The organism is Rickettsiales bacterium, assembly GCA_025210695.1.
Classification (GTDB): domain Bacteria; phylum Pseudomonadota; class Alphaproteobacteria; order Rickettsiales; family CANDYO01; genus CANDYO01.
The window spans coordinates 15,000-34,950 of the sequence record JAOARE010000002.1 but is presented as its reverse complement, the minus strand read 5'-3'; the positions used below and the strand labels follow the sequence as shown (position 1 = coordinate 34,950).

The 19,951-nt window shown below is 33.7% G+C and carries 17 protein-coding genes and 1 tRNA gene; 2 read left to right on the top strand and 16 right to left on the bottom strand.

Annotated elements, in window-relative coordinates:
• From N4A31_00195 to N4A31_00135, 13 genes are all read right to left on the bottom strand, one after another.
• Positions 1-437 (bottom strand): hypothetical protein (locus tag N4A31_00195; protein ID MCT4634654.1); only part of this gene is annotated, 437 nt, incomplete at its 3' end.
• A 41-nt stretch (positions 438-478) separates the two neighbouring features.
• Positions 479-904 carry a TrbG/VirB9 family P-type conjugative transfer protein gene (locus tag N4A31_00190; protein MCT4634653.1) on the bottom strand — a complete coding sequence of 142 codons (426 nt, stop codon included), beginning with the start codon at positions 902-904 and terminating at the stop codon, positions 479-481.
• A 19-nt stretch (positions 905-923) separates the two neighbouring features.
• Complete coding sequence (locus tag N4A31_00185; protein ID MCT4634652.1) at positions 924-1,691, bottom strand: type IV secretion system protein; 768 nt, start codon at positions 1,689-1,691, stop codon at positions 924-926.
• A gap of 232 nt (positions 1,692-1,923) precedes the next feature.
• The gene (locus tag N4A31_00180) at positions 1,924-3,939 is read right to left on the bottom strand and encodes a hypothetical protein (protein MCT4634651.1); all 2,016 of its coding nucleotides are present in this window, start codon (positions 3,937-3,939) and stop codon (positions 1,924-1,926) included.
• Between the two features lie 28 nt (positions 3,940-3,967).
• Entirely contained in the window at positions 3,968-5,653 is a 1,686-nt protein-coding gene (locus N4A31_00175; GenBank protein ID MCT4634650.1) for a BamA/TamA family outer membrane protein, read from the bottom strand.
• Between the two features lie 153 nt (positions 5,654-5,806).
• Positions 5,807-7,294 (bottom strand): NTP/NDP exchange transporter, encoded by a 1,488-nt coding sequence (locus tag N4A31_00170; protein ID MCT4634649.1) that lies wholly within the window; start codon positions 7,292-7,294, stop codon positions 5,807-5,809.
• Between the two features lie 129 nt (positions 7,295-7,423).
• The gene (locus N4A31_00165; GenBank protein MCT4634648.1) at positions 7,424-8,287 is read right to left on the bottom strand and encodes a hemolysin family protein; all 864 of its coding nucleotides are present in this window, start codon (positions 8,285-8,287) and stop codon (positions 7,424-7,426) included.
• 16 nt (positions 8,288-8,303) lie between these two features.
• Complete coding sequence (gene ybeY / locus N4A31_00160) at positions 8,304-8,834, bottom strand: rRNA maturation RNase YbeY (GenBank protein MCT4634647.1); 531 nt, start codon at positions 8,832-8,834, stop codon at positions 8,304-8,306.
• A 34-nt stretch (positions 8,835-8,868) separates the two neighbouring features.
• Positions 8,869-9,984, bottom strand: coding sequence for an anhydro-N-acetylmuramic acid kinase (locus tag N4A31_00155; protein MCT4634646.1), 1,116 nt, complete (start codon positions 9,982-9,984; stop codon positions 8,869-8,871).
• A gap of 7 nt (positions 9,985-9,991) precedes the next feature.
• On the bottom strand, positions 9,992-12,031 hold the full coding sequence (locus N4A31_00150; GenBank protein ID MCT4634645.1) for a S9 family peptidase: 2,040 nt from the start codon (positions 12,029-12,031) through the stop codon (positions 9,992-9,994).
• A 70-nt stretch (positions 12,032-12,101) separates the two neighbouring features.
• A complete protein-coding gene (gene dnaJ / locus N4A31_00145) occupies positions 12,102-13,244 on the bottom strand; it encodes a molecular chaperone DnaJ (protein MCT4634644.1) in 1,143 nt (380 codons plus the stop codon).
• 99 nt (positions 13,245-13,343) lie between these two features.
• The gene (gene dnaK, locus N4A31_00140) at positions 13,344-15,278 is read right to left on the bottom strand and encodes a molecular chaperone DnaK (protein MCT4634643.1); all 1,935 of its coding nucleotides are present in this window, start codon (positions 15,276-15,278) and stop codon (positions 13,344-13,346) included.
• Positions 15,279-15,392: 114 nt separating this feature from the next.
• Positions 15,393-15,468 (bottom strand) — tRNA-Val (locus N4A31_00135).
• Between the two features lie 163 nt (positions 15,469-15,631).
• On the opposite strand from N4A31_00135, the gene N4A31_00130 reads away from it, so the two are divergent.
• A complete protein-coding gene (locus tag N4A31_00130) occupies positions 15,632-16,402 on the top strand; it encodes a hypothetical protein (protein ID MCT4634642.1) in 771 nt (256 codons plus the stop codon).
• A 4-nt stretch (positions 16,403-16,406) separates the two neighbouring features.
• The gene (locus tag N4A31_00125; protein MCT4634641.1) at positions 16,407-16,700 is read left to right on the top strand and encodes a hypothetical protein; all 294 of its coding nucleotides are present in this window, start codon (positions 16,407-16,409) and stop codon (positions 16,698-16,700) included.
• Positions 16,701-16,706: 6 nt separating this feature from the next.
• Here N4A31_00125 and xseA read toward each other — a convergent pair whose 3' ends face one another.
• From xseA to trxB, 3 genes are all read right to left on the bottom strand, one after another.
• Positions 16,707-18,053 carry an exodeoxyribonuclease VII large subunit gene (gene xseA / locus N4A31_00120; GenBank protein ID MCT4634640.1) on the bottom strand — a complete coding sequence of 449 codons (1,347 nt, stop codon included), beginning with the start codon at positions 18,051-18,053 and terminating at the stop codon, positions 16,707-16,709.
• Complete coding sequence (ppa, locus tag N4A31_00115; GenBank protein ID MCT4634639.1) at positions 18,053-18,577, bottom strand: inorganic diphosphatase; 525 nt, start codon at positions 18,575-18,577, stop codon at positions 18,053-18,055. The genes xseA and ppa overlap by 1 nt, the downstream gene beginning before the upstream one ends.
• A 418-nt stretch (positions 18,578-18,995) precedes the next feature.
• Complete coding sequence (gene trxB / locus N4A31_00110; protein MCT4634638.1) at positions 18,996-19,949, bottom strand: thioredoxin-disulfide reductase; 954 nt, start codon at positions 19,947-19,949, stop codon at positions 18,996-18,998.
• Positions 19,950-19,951: the final 2 nt, after the last annotated feature.

The window sequence follows — 19,951 nt, the reverse complement described above, 5'->3', positions numbered from 1 at the left end:
TCTTCAGATTCATCGCCATCTTCTTCTAATTCTTCATCCTCTTCTTCAGATTCATCGCCATCTTCTTCTAATTCTTCATCCTCTTCTTCAGATTCATCGCCATCTTCTTCTAATTCTTCATCCTCTTCTTCAGATTCATCACCATCTTCTTCTAATTCTTCATCCTCTTCTTCAGATTCATCACCATCTTCTTCTAATTCTTCATCCTCCTCTTCAATATCTTTGAACTCCTTTTCAGGTGAAGACTGCAAATTTTCTTGGCTTATTGACTCTTTAGATACGCCCTCTAAATCTTCTTTAGATTCAACATAAACTTCTGCACCACTAGATTCATCTTCTTCCCCCAAGATATTTTTCTCTTTTGTATTTTCAGAAGGTTTATTATCTTCAATATTATGATTAGCCTCTTGATTTTCAGTCTTTTCTTTTTCGGACATAACTACTTATTACCTTACTTTTTTTAAATTCATTTTTTCACCTAATTTGCCACCTCTGCACCAGCGGTCTCAGGATAATAAAAACGCATTACATAAACTAACTCTTTATCAAATTTGCCATCTATCTTTTTTGAAAAAAGATCAAATTGATATGCTCTTTTATTAGTAATAATGGTCATATTAGTATGCATATTATCCTCCAATGGCTTCACAAATAAACGATGTCCAACTGCATTAATCTTCCAAGCATATGAATCTCCCATAGAAATAGTAGAAACTTCTTCTCCTTTAGCAAATTCTATACTTGTTTGATAACCATAGAAAATCATTAAATTATATACTTCATTTTCGTTATAAATATAGGTCTTCACACGATTATCTGTTGTAATAGGTTCATCCGCAATAGATACTCCAGCAACAGAAAGAAGTAAAACTATAAAAAACTTTCTAAACTTATTAAATTTCATTTTATTATTCCTAAATAACCTATTTTACCACATCAATACTAGTGTTTTCTATATCATCACGATAAGATGTAATAAAGAAACCAAGTGGATTTTCCATTCGATCATTATCGCTCATTTTAGTTTGTTGATATTTATATGTTAAAGTTACAATTTTATATATTCTATTATCCACTGCATTTCTAAGGTGCCCCTTGTCTGCTATAATGGTAAACCTAACAACTGCCCTAGAGTCTCCCATTCTTCCTCTAGAATCAGCTACTGGAGGAAAGAACTGAATTGACCTAAAAACAACTTCTGTAGAAGTTTGATTACCATAAAGCGCAATGGGACTCTGAGCACTACCATTAAAAAATCGACTAAATGCTCTATACACCCCAGGAGTAGATAACAAACGCACCACTGTTAAATAATTATACCTCCAACTTTCAGAGCTATATCCTTCTCTTGCTTTGATATATCTGGTAATAAAATATTTATTTAATACTTCATCGCTCGTTAATTCACGATTCACAAGAGGATTTACAATATTAGTAATACCTGTCTTTTTCTCAATTTCTATTACAAATGGTTGAATTTTAAATGTTGAAGACACATTACCAACAACAAAAACGCTTGCTATCACCAAGACCAGAGATAGCAACAAAACTATTAGTATTAAATTGCGCTGAACAACAATGGAGTTATATCTATCAGAATACCAATTATTAATACTACTAACTACATTCTCACTATTGGCTTCTGGAGCTTCACCCTTCTGCCCTGAAAATAAATTATTAACTTTAAACATTCAAAAAATAACTACTCCATATAAATAACAACTTACCATTATCAACCCACAACCATTAACAAATCATTAACAACTGAAAAATTCTTGCAACTTACTGAAAAATAACTTTATAGAGTTAATAGAAACTGTGATAAGATTACAAAAAATACAGCCCCTAACATACTATATTTTAATATCCCTTCCTAACGAGAGATGACAATCAATAAAATTTTAAAGCTATATTTACAATATGCTACTGCGATAAAGCCTCATTCAATAGATTAATTCTATTAACATTATTGTCCTCTTTAATTTTTACATTACTAGAGTTAGTAGTTTTAGTGGCAGTTGTATTATAGTTGGCCTTTACACTACTTTTAGTAGGCTCCGCAGCTTTAACAACTTCATTTGTTACTTTAGAAGGAGTAGACCTCTGAACAGCCACTACTGCTTTATGAGAGCTCTTCTTAGACCCCTGATCAACTCTTATATAATCTCCATTCTTATCTGTAGCTATCTTAGTTTTATTTTGTTTCTCTTTATATTTAGGAACTGGAACCACATCTTTTTCCTTCTCTAAAGAATCTTGATTCTGATTCTCTTTTGCTTTTCTTTCCTTTTCTTGCTGCTTTTTAAGTACAGCAGCTTTACGAAGAGCAGACTCCCTAGCTTCCTCTTTAACATCAGGATTAGCAGCCATAAATTTATTTAATTCTGTCATATCATTTGAATCTACTGCATTTTTTGCTAATTCATCTAATTGAGCGCGCTGAGCTTTATCCTTCTCATTCTTCTTCTTAGCAGCATCTGCTTCCGCTTCCTGCTTTCTAAGTGTAGCAGCTTTATATAAAGCAGAATTTACATCCGCTTCAGTGATTTCAGGATTAGCATCCCTAAAATCAGCCAAATCCTTCTTCGCCTGAGAACTGCCATTAGAATCCTCCATCTCCTTTGCTATTTTATCTAATTGAGCGCGCTTAGTTTTCTCTGATGCTGTATTTTTATTAGACACATTACCAGAAAGTGAAGTATTAGATTTCAGCTGTGAATATTTTGCTTGCATTTCATCATATTCTTTCTGTAATTTTCCAGCTTTCTCAACCCTTGCCTGAAATTTATCACTGTCACTAGCTGTACGATCTTTAAGAGATATAGCATCATCTAATTTTCTTTGTAATTCAAACAGTTTTTTACTAACACTAAAAAGCTCCTCTGCTGCTAGAGAATCTTTAGGATCATTAATTCCAGACTTTAACTCTTCAGAATACTTAGCACCTAATTCATTGCGTCTATCCTCCAAAACCTTCACATCTTCTTGGGTAATTCTTAAATCATCCCTAACACCTGTAATTTTAGGAACAGAATTATCTCCTACATTGTTTCCTCCAACAGAAGGTTTAGAGGTGCCTGAAATTTTCTCCTTAGATTGAACAGTTTTCTTAGTATCAACAATTCCTAACTGAACTAATAACTCTGTTCTTTTATCATTTGCTGCATTAACTTCTTCAAGTCTACGATCACCCCCAAAAGAGTTGTAAAGCATAATCTTAGACTTAAGTATTGCCTCCTGATTACTTAAATACCTTAATAATTTTCTATCTTCATCAGATAATTTAGATATTGAAAACCCTATATATGACGAAACCTCATGAAGCTCCAATTTACCAAATTGGTTTGTGCTTAATTTTAGATCACTAACGGAAGCATCAGTAAATAACTTATACTTATTCAACTGTAATTTATCAGCATCCGTACAATCACCAGCTTTACACTTGAGGGATAATTCACCAGTTTTTTGAACAACTTTAGGCAAGGATTTCTCATGGGCATCACGATATTCTTTATGCGCATTTTTATATTCTGTCTTATGTGCTTTCAATTCATCTTTTGTTATTTTTTGAGATTTATGCTTCTCTAAAGACACCCTTAGTTGCTGCTGTTTTTCATAAGCTGCTATCATTTTTTTGTACACATCATCTGATTCACCTGAAATGGCTTTTACAGCATCAATGTGCTCCTGAGTAATCTCTTTACTGTAAGGACTTTCAACTCCTTCTTGGATGTTTTCTGCCAGATCATCATCTTCTTCTTCCATATATTCTACCATTTCAAGGTAGTCTGCACTCCCTTCTTCTGAAACGGTTGAAGCCGATAGATTGTCAGCCTGATCTGAAGCATAAGCAGGTTTATCAAAACCAAATAAAAACACAGTTGTTATACTAAAAACTGCTACTATCTTTGCTAAAGCTTTTTTATATTGATTTTCCATCTTACACCTCTTTATTGTAAGTCCTTATCTAAAACTTAAATGCCTTATTAATATACACGCCAAACTTCGTCTTAACGTCATGTTGCTCTCCATCAACTTTATAGCTCTTATTTACAGGAACCGCTGCTTCTGCGCCACAATCAATATCATAAAGCAGTTTTAGTCTTAGCCCAGCACCTGTTGATGAAAGATGGGTAATATCAGTATCACCATATTGCTTACCAACATACCCCATATCTCGGAATATATATGGCTGAACTTCATCAACAAACATCCTGCCATCCATCTGATGAGTATACCTCACTTCTAAGGATGCTGCTAACATTCTATTACCATCAATTGTTCCAAAGCTATAACCTCTGCCAAAATCTCTACCACCTAGTGTAAATTTCTCTTGGCTTGGTAATTTATGCCCTGAGTAATTCGCGCTAACATGAGAAAAAATACTAAAGTTATTTGCTATTTCTTGATCTCTATAGATATTAAATTTTATAATATTGAAATGCTCATCTGGAGAATCAATTACATCTAAAACACCACCATCATTATAGTTTTTAAACCTACCATCAATTCCCTGAACCACACTTAAATGCATCATATTGCGACCATCTGCTCCATCCTTAAATAAGAATTTAAGTCCTGCATCACCTGAGATATAATTCGATTTTCTATCCGTTCTTGAAACATTAGTAATGCTATCCACCACATGACTAGTGGCATTTCTATAGTTAACAGCTATTTCTCCTTGAAGATCCTGGTGAGCTGCTAAATACAGATGATGTGTAAGAGAAGCCCTAACATTATTCCCCGTACCACTATCGGCATTCACTATATCATCTTTTGTTGAATTATTTTCAAAATGCGAAGCAAAGAAATGAGCATCTGTACCATAAGTATTAATAGTTCTGCTATAACCAAAACCTACATCATTTAATCTATCTGGATGATTAGTTGTAGAACCATGTACTAGAAATGAATCTGGAGCTCCAAACGGAGAATAGATCTGTCCAACAGCCGCCATCTGCATTTTTCCTAAATCATTCACCCCATAATTATCCACTCCAACAAAAGCTTCACCTTTTGTTTTTACAGTAGCAATAATTAATTCAGTTTTAGATGAATCCCCTATTTTCTCTTCTAATTTATACTCAATATCATAACCAGGGATCTTATTCATTAATGCTAAATATCTCTGTACATATTTTACTTTAGCTGTCTTAGCAGACAAAATTTTATCTGCATATTCCTTCATTAATTGATTATTCTTTCCTTCACCCAAAATAACAACACTATCAATACCAGCAACTCCAATACTAACTTTTAGCCTTCCTTTGTTTTCACTTATATTTACTTGTGGCACTAAATAATCTTGCTGTATAAGACTCTTAATTAATTTAATTTTTAACTCGGATATCATTTCATGAGTCATGTACTTGCCAACATACTCAGCACATATATCCTTAATACTTTTTTGCTGCTCTATTCCGTCAAAATTAATTGTTATTTCATGAACTACAAAAGCTTTAAAGCTTGCAGTATACACTGAGCTATCGCGAGAACTCTTCCCAGCCTTACCGCGCACAATACCTACTGATTTATTTTTTATAATTGAACTTTGATCATATATATTATTATTAGCTATCTGATTCTTTTGAGCTAAAGCAGTCGACGATAGAAGACTAATTAATAACGCATATTTTATAGTTAATCTCATAATTTTCCTGTTGTTTTGAAATAACCTGCAAACCCAATAATACACACCCTCCCACCCCTGTTCAATTTATAATTGAGGAGGTGCGCGCTAAAAACATATAATGTGAGACTTTTTTACATCTATGTTTTAAAAATAATAATTATATAAATTAGATTAGCTTTTAGTTAACTTATAAAACTCTTTGTTTAGAGCTATTACAGCAAGTGTCCACATAACCATAGTGACTACAAAAACTATAAATATCTCATAAGTAAGATCAGACAAATTTGGACTAATAAACTGAAACATTATCTGCTGCAAAATAGCACCAAAAGCTTTACCAAATCTGCCACCTATAACATCCACAGCTGCTTTACCTTTTATTCTAAGCTCTCTATCTAAAGGAATGAAAGCCATCTCTTTAGTTGCATCAACAAAAGCATAGTTGAAAGATTTAAACAACATCACTTGCAAAGCTCCAACCATAACCGCCATTGAAAGCAAACTTATTTCAAATTGAGAAAACCACTCACCAAATAAATCTCTAAATATAATTAAGTTAAAGAAAATTACTCCTGTACAACCAGCACCTAAAGGTGTAAATAATGCTGCCACTATCCATTTAAATTTTCTAAGAATATAAGCCCCAAACAACATCGTGACTATTGTTGTAAAGCCAAATATTATATGGAACTTACCCATAAATGCACTATAATTACTATTAGAAATATATTGAAGGCGCAGCTGATCTTTCCAAACGCTTTCTATCATATTAACTCCAACCCCATAGCAAAATACTATCACCATAATTAACCAAAGATACCTTGAAGAAAATACATACTTAAAGCTTTCTACTACCGATAATTTAATTTTTTCTTTCTCTGTATTATGCTTTCTATCGCAAAGAGAAGGGTTAAATAAAACATTCTTATACATCCATCTATAAATAGATATCAGTCCTAAGCATGCCACAAATACACTTATCATCATCCATTTGATGGTTACATTCCAAGCTTCATAATCAGATGGGTCTTCAAAACAAACAGAAACATTACTCTGCACAACTCCAGCTATCACCAAGCCCAATTGACCAACTAAACCAAATAAGGCATAAGTTTTTTTTGCTTCTTTTATATTATACAAATCATTAGCCAACTGCCAAAATAAAAGAGTCAACATCACTGTGCCACATAACTCAGACATCATATAAAACACGCTAACTGTCCAATTCTGAATCATCAATATTTGATATTTGAATTGAGGGTATTTAGATATCCAATTAGATAAATCTAAATGAAAAAAACTAGTATTAGGACCTAAAACAAAAGCATAAAACAAAAAGAAACTTGCAAAAAACATTGCAATTACATAATACAATTTATCTCTAGATAACAGATTGGCTAGCTTTGAGAAACAGACAAAAAATATTACAGTGGAAGGAAAAACTATATAAAATTTTACATAGCTAATTAGCTCTGCCCCAAGAGTTGGCACTAAAATTGAATCTTTGACCCCTCTAAGCAAACTATATATATAAGCAGATAGCAAGAATATTAATGTGGTTGGAATATATTTATGCAATATATAGGTTTTATTTTCAACTAATAGCTTAGCTATATCAATGAATTTTTTTTTAAAATCACTAGTTCTTAAAAATTGCATTTTATTTTATCAGTCTATAGTTTAAGTATATCTTCAAACCCGATTGACTCTACTTCAAAACATCAAGACATACAACCTTATAATAACAATTCAATATTATTTATTTAGAATAGTATATATATAGTGATATCATTGCTGTTGATTCACAGAAGAAGATCCTTTATATATCAACACTTTCTTTATTCTACGAGGATCACTATCTAATATTTTAAACACCACACCTGCTGAAGGATGAGCAATACTATCACCCTTATTAGGAATTGTTCCAGAAATGGATAAAATAAGCCCTCCTAAAGTATAATATTCTTCATTTTCTTCACCCAACTTCAAACCTAATTTTTCTTCTAAGTCTTCAACTTCGATTCTTCCACTAACCTCAAAATTTTCTTCATCAATAACTTTAAATTCTAACCCTTCATCTCCCTGATCATGTTCATCTTCAATCTCACCAACAATTTCTTCTACTAAATCCTCAATAGTGATTAATCCATCAATTCCTCCCATCTCATCTACCACCAATGCAATGTGAGTTCTGGTTTGGCGCATTTCTTCAAGAAGGTTATAAATCTTCATTGAAGGAGCAATTATAAGTAGTTTACGCAATACCGCATCTATCTTAAAAACTGGATTATCTTTTGGAACCAATAAATAGGGTAAAATATCTTTTATATTGATAAAACCGATAATATTATCCAATTCCTCTTTATAAACTGGCATTCTTGTATGCCTGCATTCTAAAAAGACTCTACTAATATCATCCAAAGAACTTTTATAGTCAATTGCCGCTATATCTGCGCGAGGAATCATAATATCTTCAGCTTTAAGAAGCTGAAATTTAAACCAGCTATTATCAACTTCAGAACTTGCATCTAAGGAATTATTATAAGTATGGTTATGGTTATGCTCAGACTTAAATTTAAAAAAAGAAAACAACCTAGCTATCATAGTTGATAGTTTATGCGATTTATATCTCTCTCGACCACCTTCCGGCATATATATTACCTTTTTACTAATATTCATATGGGGATTTTATACCAAGACTTGATAGAATTTCCACCTCAAGACTCTCCATTTGGAAAGCATCTTGATCTTCTTGATGATCATATCCCAATAAATGCAACAATCCATGAACAAGCAAATGAGCAAAATGATTCTGGAATGTATTACCGTCCCGTCTTATTTCATCTTCCATCACCCCATATGCAAATATTATATCACCTATAGAAAGAAATCCATCTTGTATTTTTAAATCGCCCAATTTATCTATTATAATATCTTGAGCAGGAAAAGACAAAACATTCGTAGACTTGTCTTTACCAAGATATTGGAAATTAATCTTTTGTATTGTATCGTTATTGGTAAGAACAATAGAAAACTCAATATGGGTTATATATTTATATATATCAAGCCTAGAAAACACAGCCTTAGATACTTTAAGAGCTAACTCTGACAAGTTGCCCCAAACATCATCCTGAACCTCAAAATCTATATCAATTCTAAGATTGCTATCTATATCAGTAGTAGTATAATATTTACTCATTTGATGATTATATCATATAAAATAAAGTCTGCACTTATATTGTATATAACGAACCTCCGTAACTTGCAACCCTTGCTCCGGTAACATTTGGAATAGTAACGGATAAACCGTAGAGACTGCGCACGGCCAAATATGCAAAAATCTCCGCCTCCATATAAACGCTATCCCAACCAATTTCACTTGCTAATTTAATATCAACCACACCAAACTTGTCATTTAAATATTGCTTAAGAAACTTTAAAATAACTGAATTATTCCACCCTCCTCCTGCTAATACCCATTTTCTTGGAGCATTCATATCCACATTGTCTGTAATACATTTAGCTGTGAGAGCCTCTAATGTAGCACATCCGTCATAAATACTTAAAACATCTAATTCTTCAATTAAATGAAACTCCCCTGAGTCTAAAGACTTTGACACTTTACGCTCAAGATATGGTTGTATAAAAGTAATCATCTTATCTAAGATAACTTGATCAACCACTCCCTTTGATCCATATTTCCCATCTAAATCCATAAATTCTTGGTTATTAGTTTTTTCACGAATATAACGATCAATTAGAACATTACCAGGACCGGTATCAAAACCCATAACCTGGTTTTCACTACCTCCATTGATGATTGTGATATTAGATATTCCACCACAATTCACCACCACCACTGGGAAATAAGAATCCCTTAATGCTAAAGCATGATGATAAAGAGGAGCTAAAGGAGCACCCTGCCCACCATTTCTAATATCATCACTGCGAAAATCATTTACAACTTTAATACCAGTTAAATCTGCTAATAATTGCCCATCACCTATTTGAATGGTTATTCCCTCTTCAGGATTATGATAAATGGTTTGACCATGATACCCTATAACATCAATATCCTTAGGCAATAAATTGCTCTTCTTAAGTAATTTTTTAACTACCTCAGCATGAAGCTCTGTAGACCTATTTACCACCTCCAAAGAGGCTATATTTTTTTTAGCATCTCTTACAACTAGCTCTGCCTCTCTAAGTTTTAACTTAAACTCATCATCATAAGAAATAGATGCAGTTACTTTAGGCTTTATAATCTTCTTGCCATCAGTTTCCATGAGCACAGCATCTATACCATCCATAGAAGTTCCACTCATTAAACCTATGCTTTTTAAAATCATAACAGACCTATTGTTTAACTTCTTTGCCTATAATATTTTCTGCTTCTAAAGCATTCTTGGGAGACACCCCATTAAGTATAAGATTAGCTCCTTCTAAATCTTCATCTATAGGCTGAGCTCTTCCTCCCAGAACTTTTGCTAGAAATTGTTCTGCTAAAGCATAGAATGATATTCTATTTTCTGGTCTTGCAAAACCATGCCCTTCATCAGGATATAAAGCATAAACCACAGGAATATTTTTACTCTGCATTTTTTCTACAATCTGATCAGATTCTATCTGATTTACTCTAGGATCATTAGCTCCTTGAGCAATAAGAAGAGGTTTTTTTATATTATCCACAAATGATATTGGAGAAACTTGCAATAAAGCTTGTTTGTCTTCCTCAGTCTCCCAAGGCCCCATCCATTTCTTCATTGCATTCAAATACGGCCCCCAATACGGAGGAACATTTTCTAATAAAGTAATAAGATTAGCTGGGCCAACAATATCAACTGCGCAAGCAAACACATCTGGAGTCATCGTAAGACCAACTAAAGCAGCATAACCACCATAACTTCCTCCATAAATTGATATTTTTTTAGGGTTGGCTATTTTATTAGATATAGCCCAATTTACCGCATCTATTAAATCATCATGCATTTTCTTCCCCCATTGCCCATTACCAGCATTCAGAAAATCTTTGCCAAAACCTGAAGAAGCACGATAATTAACACTCAAGACTGCATATCCACGATTAGCTAACCATTGATGTTCAGGGTCAAATCCCCAATAATCCCTTAATCTTGGTCCACCATGAACATTAAGAACCAATGGAAGGGGATTCTCTGGCTGCATAGAATTATTTAATTTACTATTTCTTGGAAATGTAATATAGCTAACCAAATCTAAACCATCCCTAGACTTTATAATCACTGGATACATTTTTGCCAATTTATATTGATCTAACATAGATCTGTGGCTAAATAAGAAGTTAGCTGTTTTTTTATCTCTATCATATTGGTAATATTTAATAGAAGCATCATCAGACATAATCACCACTATCCAATGCTTATCATCTATACTACGACTCCCTATTATTATCTCTCCACCGTTTGCAACAGATTCTAAGTAAAGCATATCATCTTTAATAGAATCATCTAACAACTTATACTCACTTTTTAAATAAGTAGTTCCTATTGCCTGGATAATATTTTTAGTAGGGTGAGAAGTGAAAATATTTACATCAGATTTATCATCTTTGGCTATTATATTTTCTTCTCCGGTTTCTAAATTTATAGACTTCAAAGCTGCAGTATTGAGGTTACGACTGTCTGACAAATAAAGAACATTCCCATCTTCACTGAAACCATAAAGATTTGTGCTTGTTATGTCATCAAAAGGCACCTCCATAAATGGCTGCCAAGAGTTATCTTCAAACTTAAAATATTCTCTTCCACCATTTTCAGCAATAAAACTAGCAAAACGTATTTGTAGATCTTCATCAATAACCACATCATCGAATTTAGTATTTTCTAAAACTAACTCTCTGTTGCCAGTAGTTAAATTATATTTATAGATATCAAAATATTGTTTATCTCTTTCATTAGTAGAAATCAGTGCTTCATTTGGGAATCTATGACTAACATAAGAAACATAAGCTCTCACAGCAGTTTCTGGAGTCAACAATTCTGTTACACCTGTCTCTATATTAATCGAATAAACACGATAATTCTCATCACCTTTATTATCAAGAGAATAGAGAAGATGTTTATTATCATAGGCCCATGTATAATTCCTAATTCCTCTAGTATCATCATCTGTTATTACCTTAGCAGAATCTATATCATCTCTAGGAGCAAGCCAAATATTTAACACACCATTGCTTGGCGCAATATAACTTATGTATTCTCCATTGGGACTAATTCTTGCTGCAAACTTATCTGGATTACCAAATAAAACACTACGTGGAATAATAGGATCTATAACTTGATTAGATCTATTTATAAATAAATAACTTATAAAAATTAAAGATATGATAAGTATAATTGAAATGATTTTAAGGCGCATGGATTGACACTATTTTAATAAAATTTAATATCAATCCATTCTATCTTAAAGATATAAAAAAACAATTATTTTAGCTAAAAATATTTTTTATCTTCTTAAAAAAACCTTCTGATTGAGGACTAGAGCCAGCTGTTTCTAATTCAGCAAACTCCTTCAATAACTCTTTTTGCTTGTCTGTTATTTTTATAGGAGTTTCGATCATTGCATGAATATACATGTCTCCTCGACTTTTACTATGAATACGAAGCATACCTTTGCCTTTAAGTCTAAACTTAGCTTCGTTTTGAGTGCCTGCAGGAATTACAAATTTCACAGAACCGCCATCAATACAAGGAACTTCAATACTACCACCTAAAATAGCTGTAGTCATTTTGATAGGAATTCTACAATGCAAATTCACCCCATCCCTTTCATAAAGTTGATGCTTTTTAATATTAACAAAAACATATAAATCACCAGCTTGTCCGCCTCTAATTCCGGATTCACCTTCTCCACTCAAACGAATACGATTTCCATCTTCAATCCCAGCTGGAATAGTCACTGAGAGATTCTTCTCTCTTTGAACCCTTCCTTCACCTCTACAGCTTCCACATGGATTTTTAATCTTCTTACCTATTCCATTACAAATATGACAAGTGCGCTCTACCGTGAAGAATCCCTGTTGAGCTCTAATAGAGCCTCTCCCATTACAAGCATTACATCTTTCAGGCTGCCCTTTGTCGGCACTTCCAGTAGCATTACAAGTTTGACATGAAGCCGCACAATTAAACTTAATTTTAGTTTTTTTACCTTGGAAAGCTTCCTCTAAAGAAATTTCTATGTTATATCTAAGATCAGCCCCTTTCATATTAAAGCTTTGGCTGCGTCTTCCTCCGCCTCCGCCCATTAGATCTTCAAATATATCTCCAAACATATCAGAGAATCCTGCGCCCCCCGGGTGGAAGCCTCCACCTCCAAAGCCACCTGCGCCACCTCTAGGACCTGCACCTTGTTCAAAGGCAGAATGACCATAACTATCATAAGCAGCCCGTTTTTGAGCATCACTTAAAACTTCATACGCTTCAGTAGCTTGTTTAAACTTAACCTCTGCTTCTTTATCATTAGGATTACGGTCAGGATGATATTTCATAGCCAATTTACGATACGACTTTTTAATTTCATCTGCATTAGCTTTTTTATCCACACCCAAAATTTTATAAAAATCTTCTTTCATACTTAACCATAACCCTATTGTTATTAACGCAGAAAATCACCATCTCAGAACTAAAACCAAAAATGGTGATTTTTTATTATTATATAAGAAATACTTTAATTACTTCTTATCTTTTTCGTCTTCATCTCCTTTTACTTCTTCAAATTCAGCATCAACTACTTTAGCATCATCTGGATTTGAAGACTCTTCATTTGGCTCACTACCAGGCTGTGACTCTGCCCCAGCTTGTTGATCTTTATACATCATTTCACCAATTTTCATAGAAGACTGCATTAAGCTCTCTGTTTTAGCTTTCATATCCTCAGGATCATTACCTTCTATTGACTTCTTAAGCTCAGCAATATCTGATTCTATCTTTTCTTTTTCTTCAGAAGATATCTTATCTCCATATTCCTTTAAGTTCTTTTCAGTATTGTAAATCATACTATCAGCATGATTTTTAGCTTCAATGATTGCTTTCTGCTTTTTATCCTCCTCAGCATTAGCTTCTGCATCTTTAACCATTTGATTGATCTCATCTTCAGACAATCCACCAGAAGATTGAATTGTAATTTTCTGCTCTTTGCCGCTTGCCTTATCTTTTGCAGTTACACTAACAATACCATTAGCATCAATATCAAAGGAAACTTCAATTTGTGGCATCCCTCTTGGAGCAGAAGGAATTCCTTCCAAATTAAATTGCCCTAATAATTTATTATGAGCAGCCATTTCTCTTTCCCCTTGGAAAACTTTAATTGTCACCGCTGTTTGGTTATCTTCAGCTGTTGAGAAAGTTTGGCTCTTGTTAGTTGGAATTGTTGTATTACGATCAATTAGTTTTGTCATAATACCACCCATGGTTTCAATACCAAGTGATAAAGGAGTAACGTCTAAAAGAATCACATCCTTCACGTCGCCTCTTAGTACACCACCTTGAATTGCTGCTCCAAGTGCTACAACTTCATCAGGATTAACACCTTTATGAGGATCACGCCCAAAGAATTCTTTCACTTTTTGAATAACTCTAGGCATCCTGCTCATACCACCAACGAGAACAACATCCTGAACATCTTTTACAGATAATCCGGCATCTTTTAATGCTTTGCGGCAAGGCTCAATAGTTCTTTCAACTAAATCATCCACTAAACTTTCTAATTTAGAACGAGACATTTTAATTAATAAATGCTTAGGTCCACTAGAATCAGCTGTAATATATGGCAAATTAATCTCTGTTTCTAAAGAGCTTGATAATTCAATTTTTGCTTTCTCAGCAGCTTCTTTTAATCTTTGTAAAGCTAAAGGATCTTTCTTTAAATCAATACCATTTTCTTTCTTAAACTCATCTGCTAAGAAGTCTAAAATGCGCATATCGAAGTCTTCACCACCCAAGAAGGTATCTCCATTAGTAGATTTAACTTCAAATACACCGTCGCCTATTTCAAGCATCGACACATCGAATGTACCACCACCAAGATCGTAAACAGCAATTGTTTTATTAGCAGATTTATCCAAACCATAAGCTAAAGCTGCTGCTGTTGGCTCGTTAATAATACGTAAAACTTCCAAACCAGCAATTTTACCTGCATCTTTAGTAGCCTGACGTTGAGCGTCATTAAAGTAAGCCGGTACAGTAATAACTGCTTTTGTAACTTTCTCACCCAAAAAGCTTTCAGCTGTTTCTTTCATTTTCTGCAAGATAAAAGCGCTTATTTGACTAGGAGAATATTTTTCATCTCTAACTTTAACCCATGCATCACCATTAGTTGCTTCTATAATATTATACGGAACCAAATCCATATCTTTTTTAGTTGTTGGGTCATTAAATCTACGGCCAATAAGACGCTTAATAGCAAATAAAGTATTCTTAGGATTAGTTACAGCCTGTCTCTTCGCAGAATTACCTACTAACTTTTCTCCAGATTCAGTCATTGCCACCATTGAAGGAGTTGTTCTAGCTCCTTCTGCGTTTTCAATTACCTTTGGGTCCTTGCCTTCCATAATTGCAACACAAGAATTAGTAGTACCTAAATCAATACCTAAAATATAATTTGACATTTTTGTTCCTCTTTTAAATATATAAAAATTATTATTTGTTACATAAAGTATATATAGGAAGTGTTTTTCTTTATACAAGTGGGGGAAGAAAAAAAATATTAGAATTTTCAAGGGTGGTGGGCGATGACAGACTCGAACTGCCGACCACCTCGGTGTAAACGAGGCGCTCTACCAACTGAGCTAATCGCCCTCAGGAGAAGAATTTTATATACTAAAAATTTATACTCTGCAATAGATTATATTCAAATATATAAAAATATATTTCTAAGAATTAAAATAGCATACATAATTAACCAATTATTAATTATACTCAAAGTATTATTCGATATAAACTTTTAAGAGAATATCATTCAATGAAACAAACAGCAGCAATCTTTACTAAAAACTCTAAAGCATTATTTAAAGCTGGACAAATAACAGCAGGTAATACTATTAAAAAAACTGGACAGCAAACATATAAGGAAATCAACACCGTTGCGAAAGGATCTATAGCAACCGCAAAACTTGCCGTCAAGGGAGCTACAGTTTTTGGTACAGTTGCAGGTGTAAAAGAAGGAACAAACAGAGTTATAAATTATGCACAAGGGACCACAGAATCTTCTACTACATTTTCTCTAGAAGAATGTCAGAAACAAACACAAGAATTAGATTCACAAACACGCATTAAACAACAGATGCAAAATTTTAAAACCACCACAGAGAACACTATCGAAAATCTTGGAGAAAGAATAGAAAAATATTATAAAGAATATGACGAACAAAAAGTTGATAAATCAATAAGTAAAATACCTGTAGTCTCAGGTGTAGTTGCTGGAGTATCAAAAATAACAGAATCAAAAGAAATAGTAGCAGCATCTGCAGCTACTATCGATTTATTATCTGCTGCTGGCCCCGTAGCCATAGCAAGCATTGTTCAAAATGGAGTTGAGAAGGTAACTGAAGAAATAGTCTTCACTGCTGGAAAATTAGTAATCGACACTTATAAAAAATATCAAACGGAACAACGCTCATCTAAAATAAAAGATACCCTTGAGCCAAAAATTATTCCTATAAGCAACAAAATAGAGTCACCGGCAACGACTCCAGCTCAAAAGAAGCAGACTAGCAAATCAATGAGTATATAAAATTATGAAAGAACAAATAGATAACCATATCAAAACCATTTATACAGCATATCAGAATTCTCCTGAACTCAGCGATAAAATGTTGCTTAGCACAATCCCAGAACATGTAAGTACAAAAGATTTTAATACTGCAAAAGGGATTGTTGAGAAGGCAGCTACAAAGCCTCAATATGCTAACCTAGCAAACTCTGTAGCTAGTGCTATGGAGGGACTAAGGAGTATTCATACCCAAGCCCCAAATACAAGTACATATACTATAATGGGGTTAGCGGCAAAAACCGTAAGTAACTCTCGCTAAAATCAGTTAATCCACAGTAACACCCAACTTACCATCATGAAATTCAGCTATTAACTTATCACCAGACTTAGCTTGATCAACTGAAGTGATAGCATTATTATCTTTGCTTACTATAATAGAAAAGCCACGTTCTAAAGTTTTCTTATAGCTATAACTATCTAATAAGGATCCAGTGAGCTTTAATTTCTGCAAAGAATTATTATAACAGATATCTCCAGCTCTATGTAATCTATTGGAGGCTTGCAATAATCTCTGCTCCGCCATTTTCATTATATCTTTAGGGTGTTTCAAACGGAGACTAAGAGTATTAAGTTTATTAGCCCTTAATTCACAATATCTAGTTCTTGAATTTACAAATCTAAGAGACAAATCATCCAATCTTTGAACGAAATGATTCAAAATACTTTCGTAATTAGGCAGAGACTTTTTTAACATCTGCAGTTTATTTTTTCTAAATTCAAAATATTTTGTTAAAGCATATTCTGCCCTATTAATAATACTACGAATATTTATAGAAATATTGCTCAATACAGGTATTGCCATTTCAGCCGCAGCTGTAGGAGTTGGCGCTCTTAAATCAGCCACAAAATCCAAAAGAGTGAAGTCTGTTTCATGACCAATAGCAGAAATAAGAGGAATCTTTGAATTATACGCAGCTCTCACCACATTTTCCTCATTAAATGACCATAAGTCTTCAACTGAGCCACCACCTCTGGCAACTATAATAACATCTGGTTTATCTTCCATGTTATTAAAGCCAGCAATAGCCTCACTAACTTGATTAGATGACTTTTCCCCTTGCACTAAAACCGGCCATAATAAAACATGGCTTGGAAACCGGTCTTTAATTCTATGAATTATATCTTGAATAACAGCGCCAGTGGGAGAGGTGATAATTCCAATTCTTTTTGGGAGATAAGGAACTTTCTTCTTTTTATCAGCATCAAATAATCCTTCTTTGGCAAACTGAGCCTTACGCTTTTCAAGCATCTCCATCAATGCTCCTATGCCCGCATGCTCAACTTTTTCTACCACTAACTGATATTTAGACTGCCCTGGATAAGTTGTAATCTTCCCTATGCAGATAAGCTCCATTCCTTCTTTGGGCTTAACTGCTAAATTAGCAAAAACTCCCTTCCAACAAACAGAAGCTAAAGTTGCATTATCATCTTTTAAAGAAAAATAAGCATGACCTGAAGGAGCAAGCTTAAACCCTGAAACCTCACCACGAATTTTCACATAAGAAAATTCATTTTCCACCACAGATTTCAAACGATAAGAAATCTGGCTCACCGTATATTCAGGTGGCAACATCACAGCAATAGTTTTGACTGGTTCAGAAAATCCTTTCATTATTTAGCTAAATCTAATCCTTCTAATATAACTTTTTTTGCAGCCACTTCATCTTCCCAGCCTGCAACTTTAACCCATTTACCTTTTTCTAAGGCCTTATAATTTTCAAAGAAATGTTTGATTCTATTTACAAGAACTTCTGGTAAATCTTTATATGATTTGATATTAGCAAAATATGGATCAAGTTTAGTGGTTGGCACTGCAAGAACTTTTTCATCCATTCCTGATTCATCTTCCATCATCAACACCCCAATTGGTCTTGCTTTTATAACGGCACCAGGAATAATTGGATTATTAGCAATAACTAATACATCTACAGGGTCTCCATCTTTTGACAAAGTACATGGAACAAAACCATAATTACATGGATAAAACATTGCTGTTTGAACAAAGCGATCAACCATAATCGCCCCAGCTTCTTTATCAAATTCATATTTTACAGGATCACTTCCCATAGGAACTTCAATAATCACATTCACTTCTTCAGGAATATTCTTTCCTGCACCAATTTTATTTATATCCATTATATTCTCCAATTTAGTTTAATTAATTCCTCACTCTTCAGTAAAAAACATCCAAGTAAAAAGGTCAAGCTTATAATACATCCAAGGCTGCTATATTATGATCTATAAACAAGGAATCAGAACCTACCAAAGGATGAATATAACTCTCCCAATAATTATGGATGGAGAAAAATATCTCAATACCAACAGTTTCAAAGAAAATTTGTAAACCAAGTTATTTAAAATATTATATTATGCAAAACTAAATTCACAGAAGATTTATATGCTAACTTCAATTCGTTGTTATCATGAGGATAAGGAAAAGCAGTATTATTAAAATATCACTGCATCAAACTATGAGCACCTTCATGGAGGAAAACTGGCAGATCATCCGTTACCGTCTTGGTAAGTAAAAAACTCAACAATACTAAAAAGCGCTTTATTTATCACTTAAAGAATTATCTAAAAACTTCCCAGCTTCTAAAGCAGACATACAACCCGTTCCAGCTGCAGTAACTGCCTGACGATAAATTTTATCCTGCACATCACCACAAGCAAATACACCTGGTATACTAGTTTGAGTGCTGTCTGGCTTAGTGATAATATATCCTTCATTATCTAGTTCAAGCTGACCAGCAACTAAAGCAGTATTAGGACTGTGACCAATAGCAATAAATACCCCATCTATATCCATCTGATAAACTTCATTAGTTAGAGTATCTTTAAGCTTCACTCCTGTAACATTCTTAGGCTGCTCATCACCCAATACTTCCTCTAAAACAGTATTCCAAAGAACTTTTATTTTTGGATGTTTTAGCAATCTATCTTGAAGAATTTTTTCAGCTCTTAACTCATCTCTACGATGAACTAAAATAACTTCACTAGCATGATGAGTAAGATGCAAAGCTTCTTCAACAGCCGTATTGCCTCCACCAATTACAATCACTTTCTTATTACGGAAGAAAAATCCATCACAAGTAGCACATCCAGAAACTCCAAAACCTTGAAACTTAGCTTCGCTTGGAAGCCCCATCCATTTAGCTTGAGCTCCAGTGGCTAAGACTATACTATCCGCAGTGTAAACCACATCAGACTCAGTAGTTATAGAAAAAGGCTTTGTTTTCAAATCAATATTAGTTACATAATCATTAACTATTGCAGTGCCAACATTAGCTGCCTGATCTGCCATTTGATCCATAAGCCATGGCCCTTGAATTGTATCCGCAAATCCTGGATAATTTTCTACATCAGTAGTAATAGATAATTGACCACCAGGCTGAGTTCCTGTAATTAACATTGGCTCTAAACTAGCTCTTGCTGCGTAAATTGCAGCAGTATATCCTGCAGGTCCAGAACCAATAATTATTATTTTACGATGATTAGATTCACTCATAA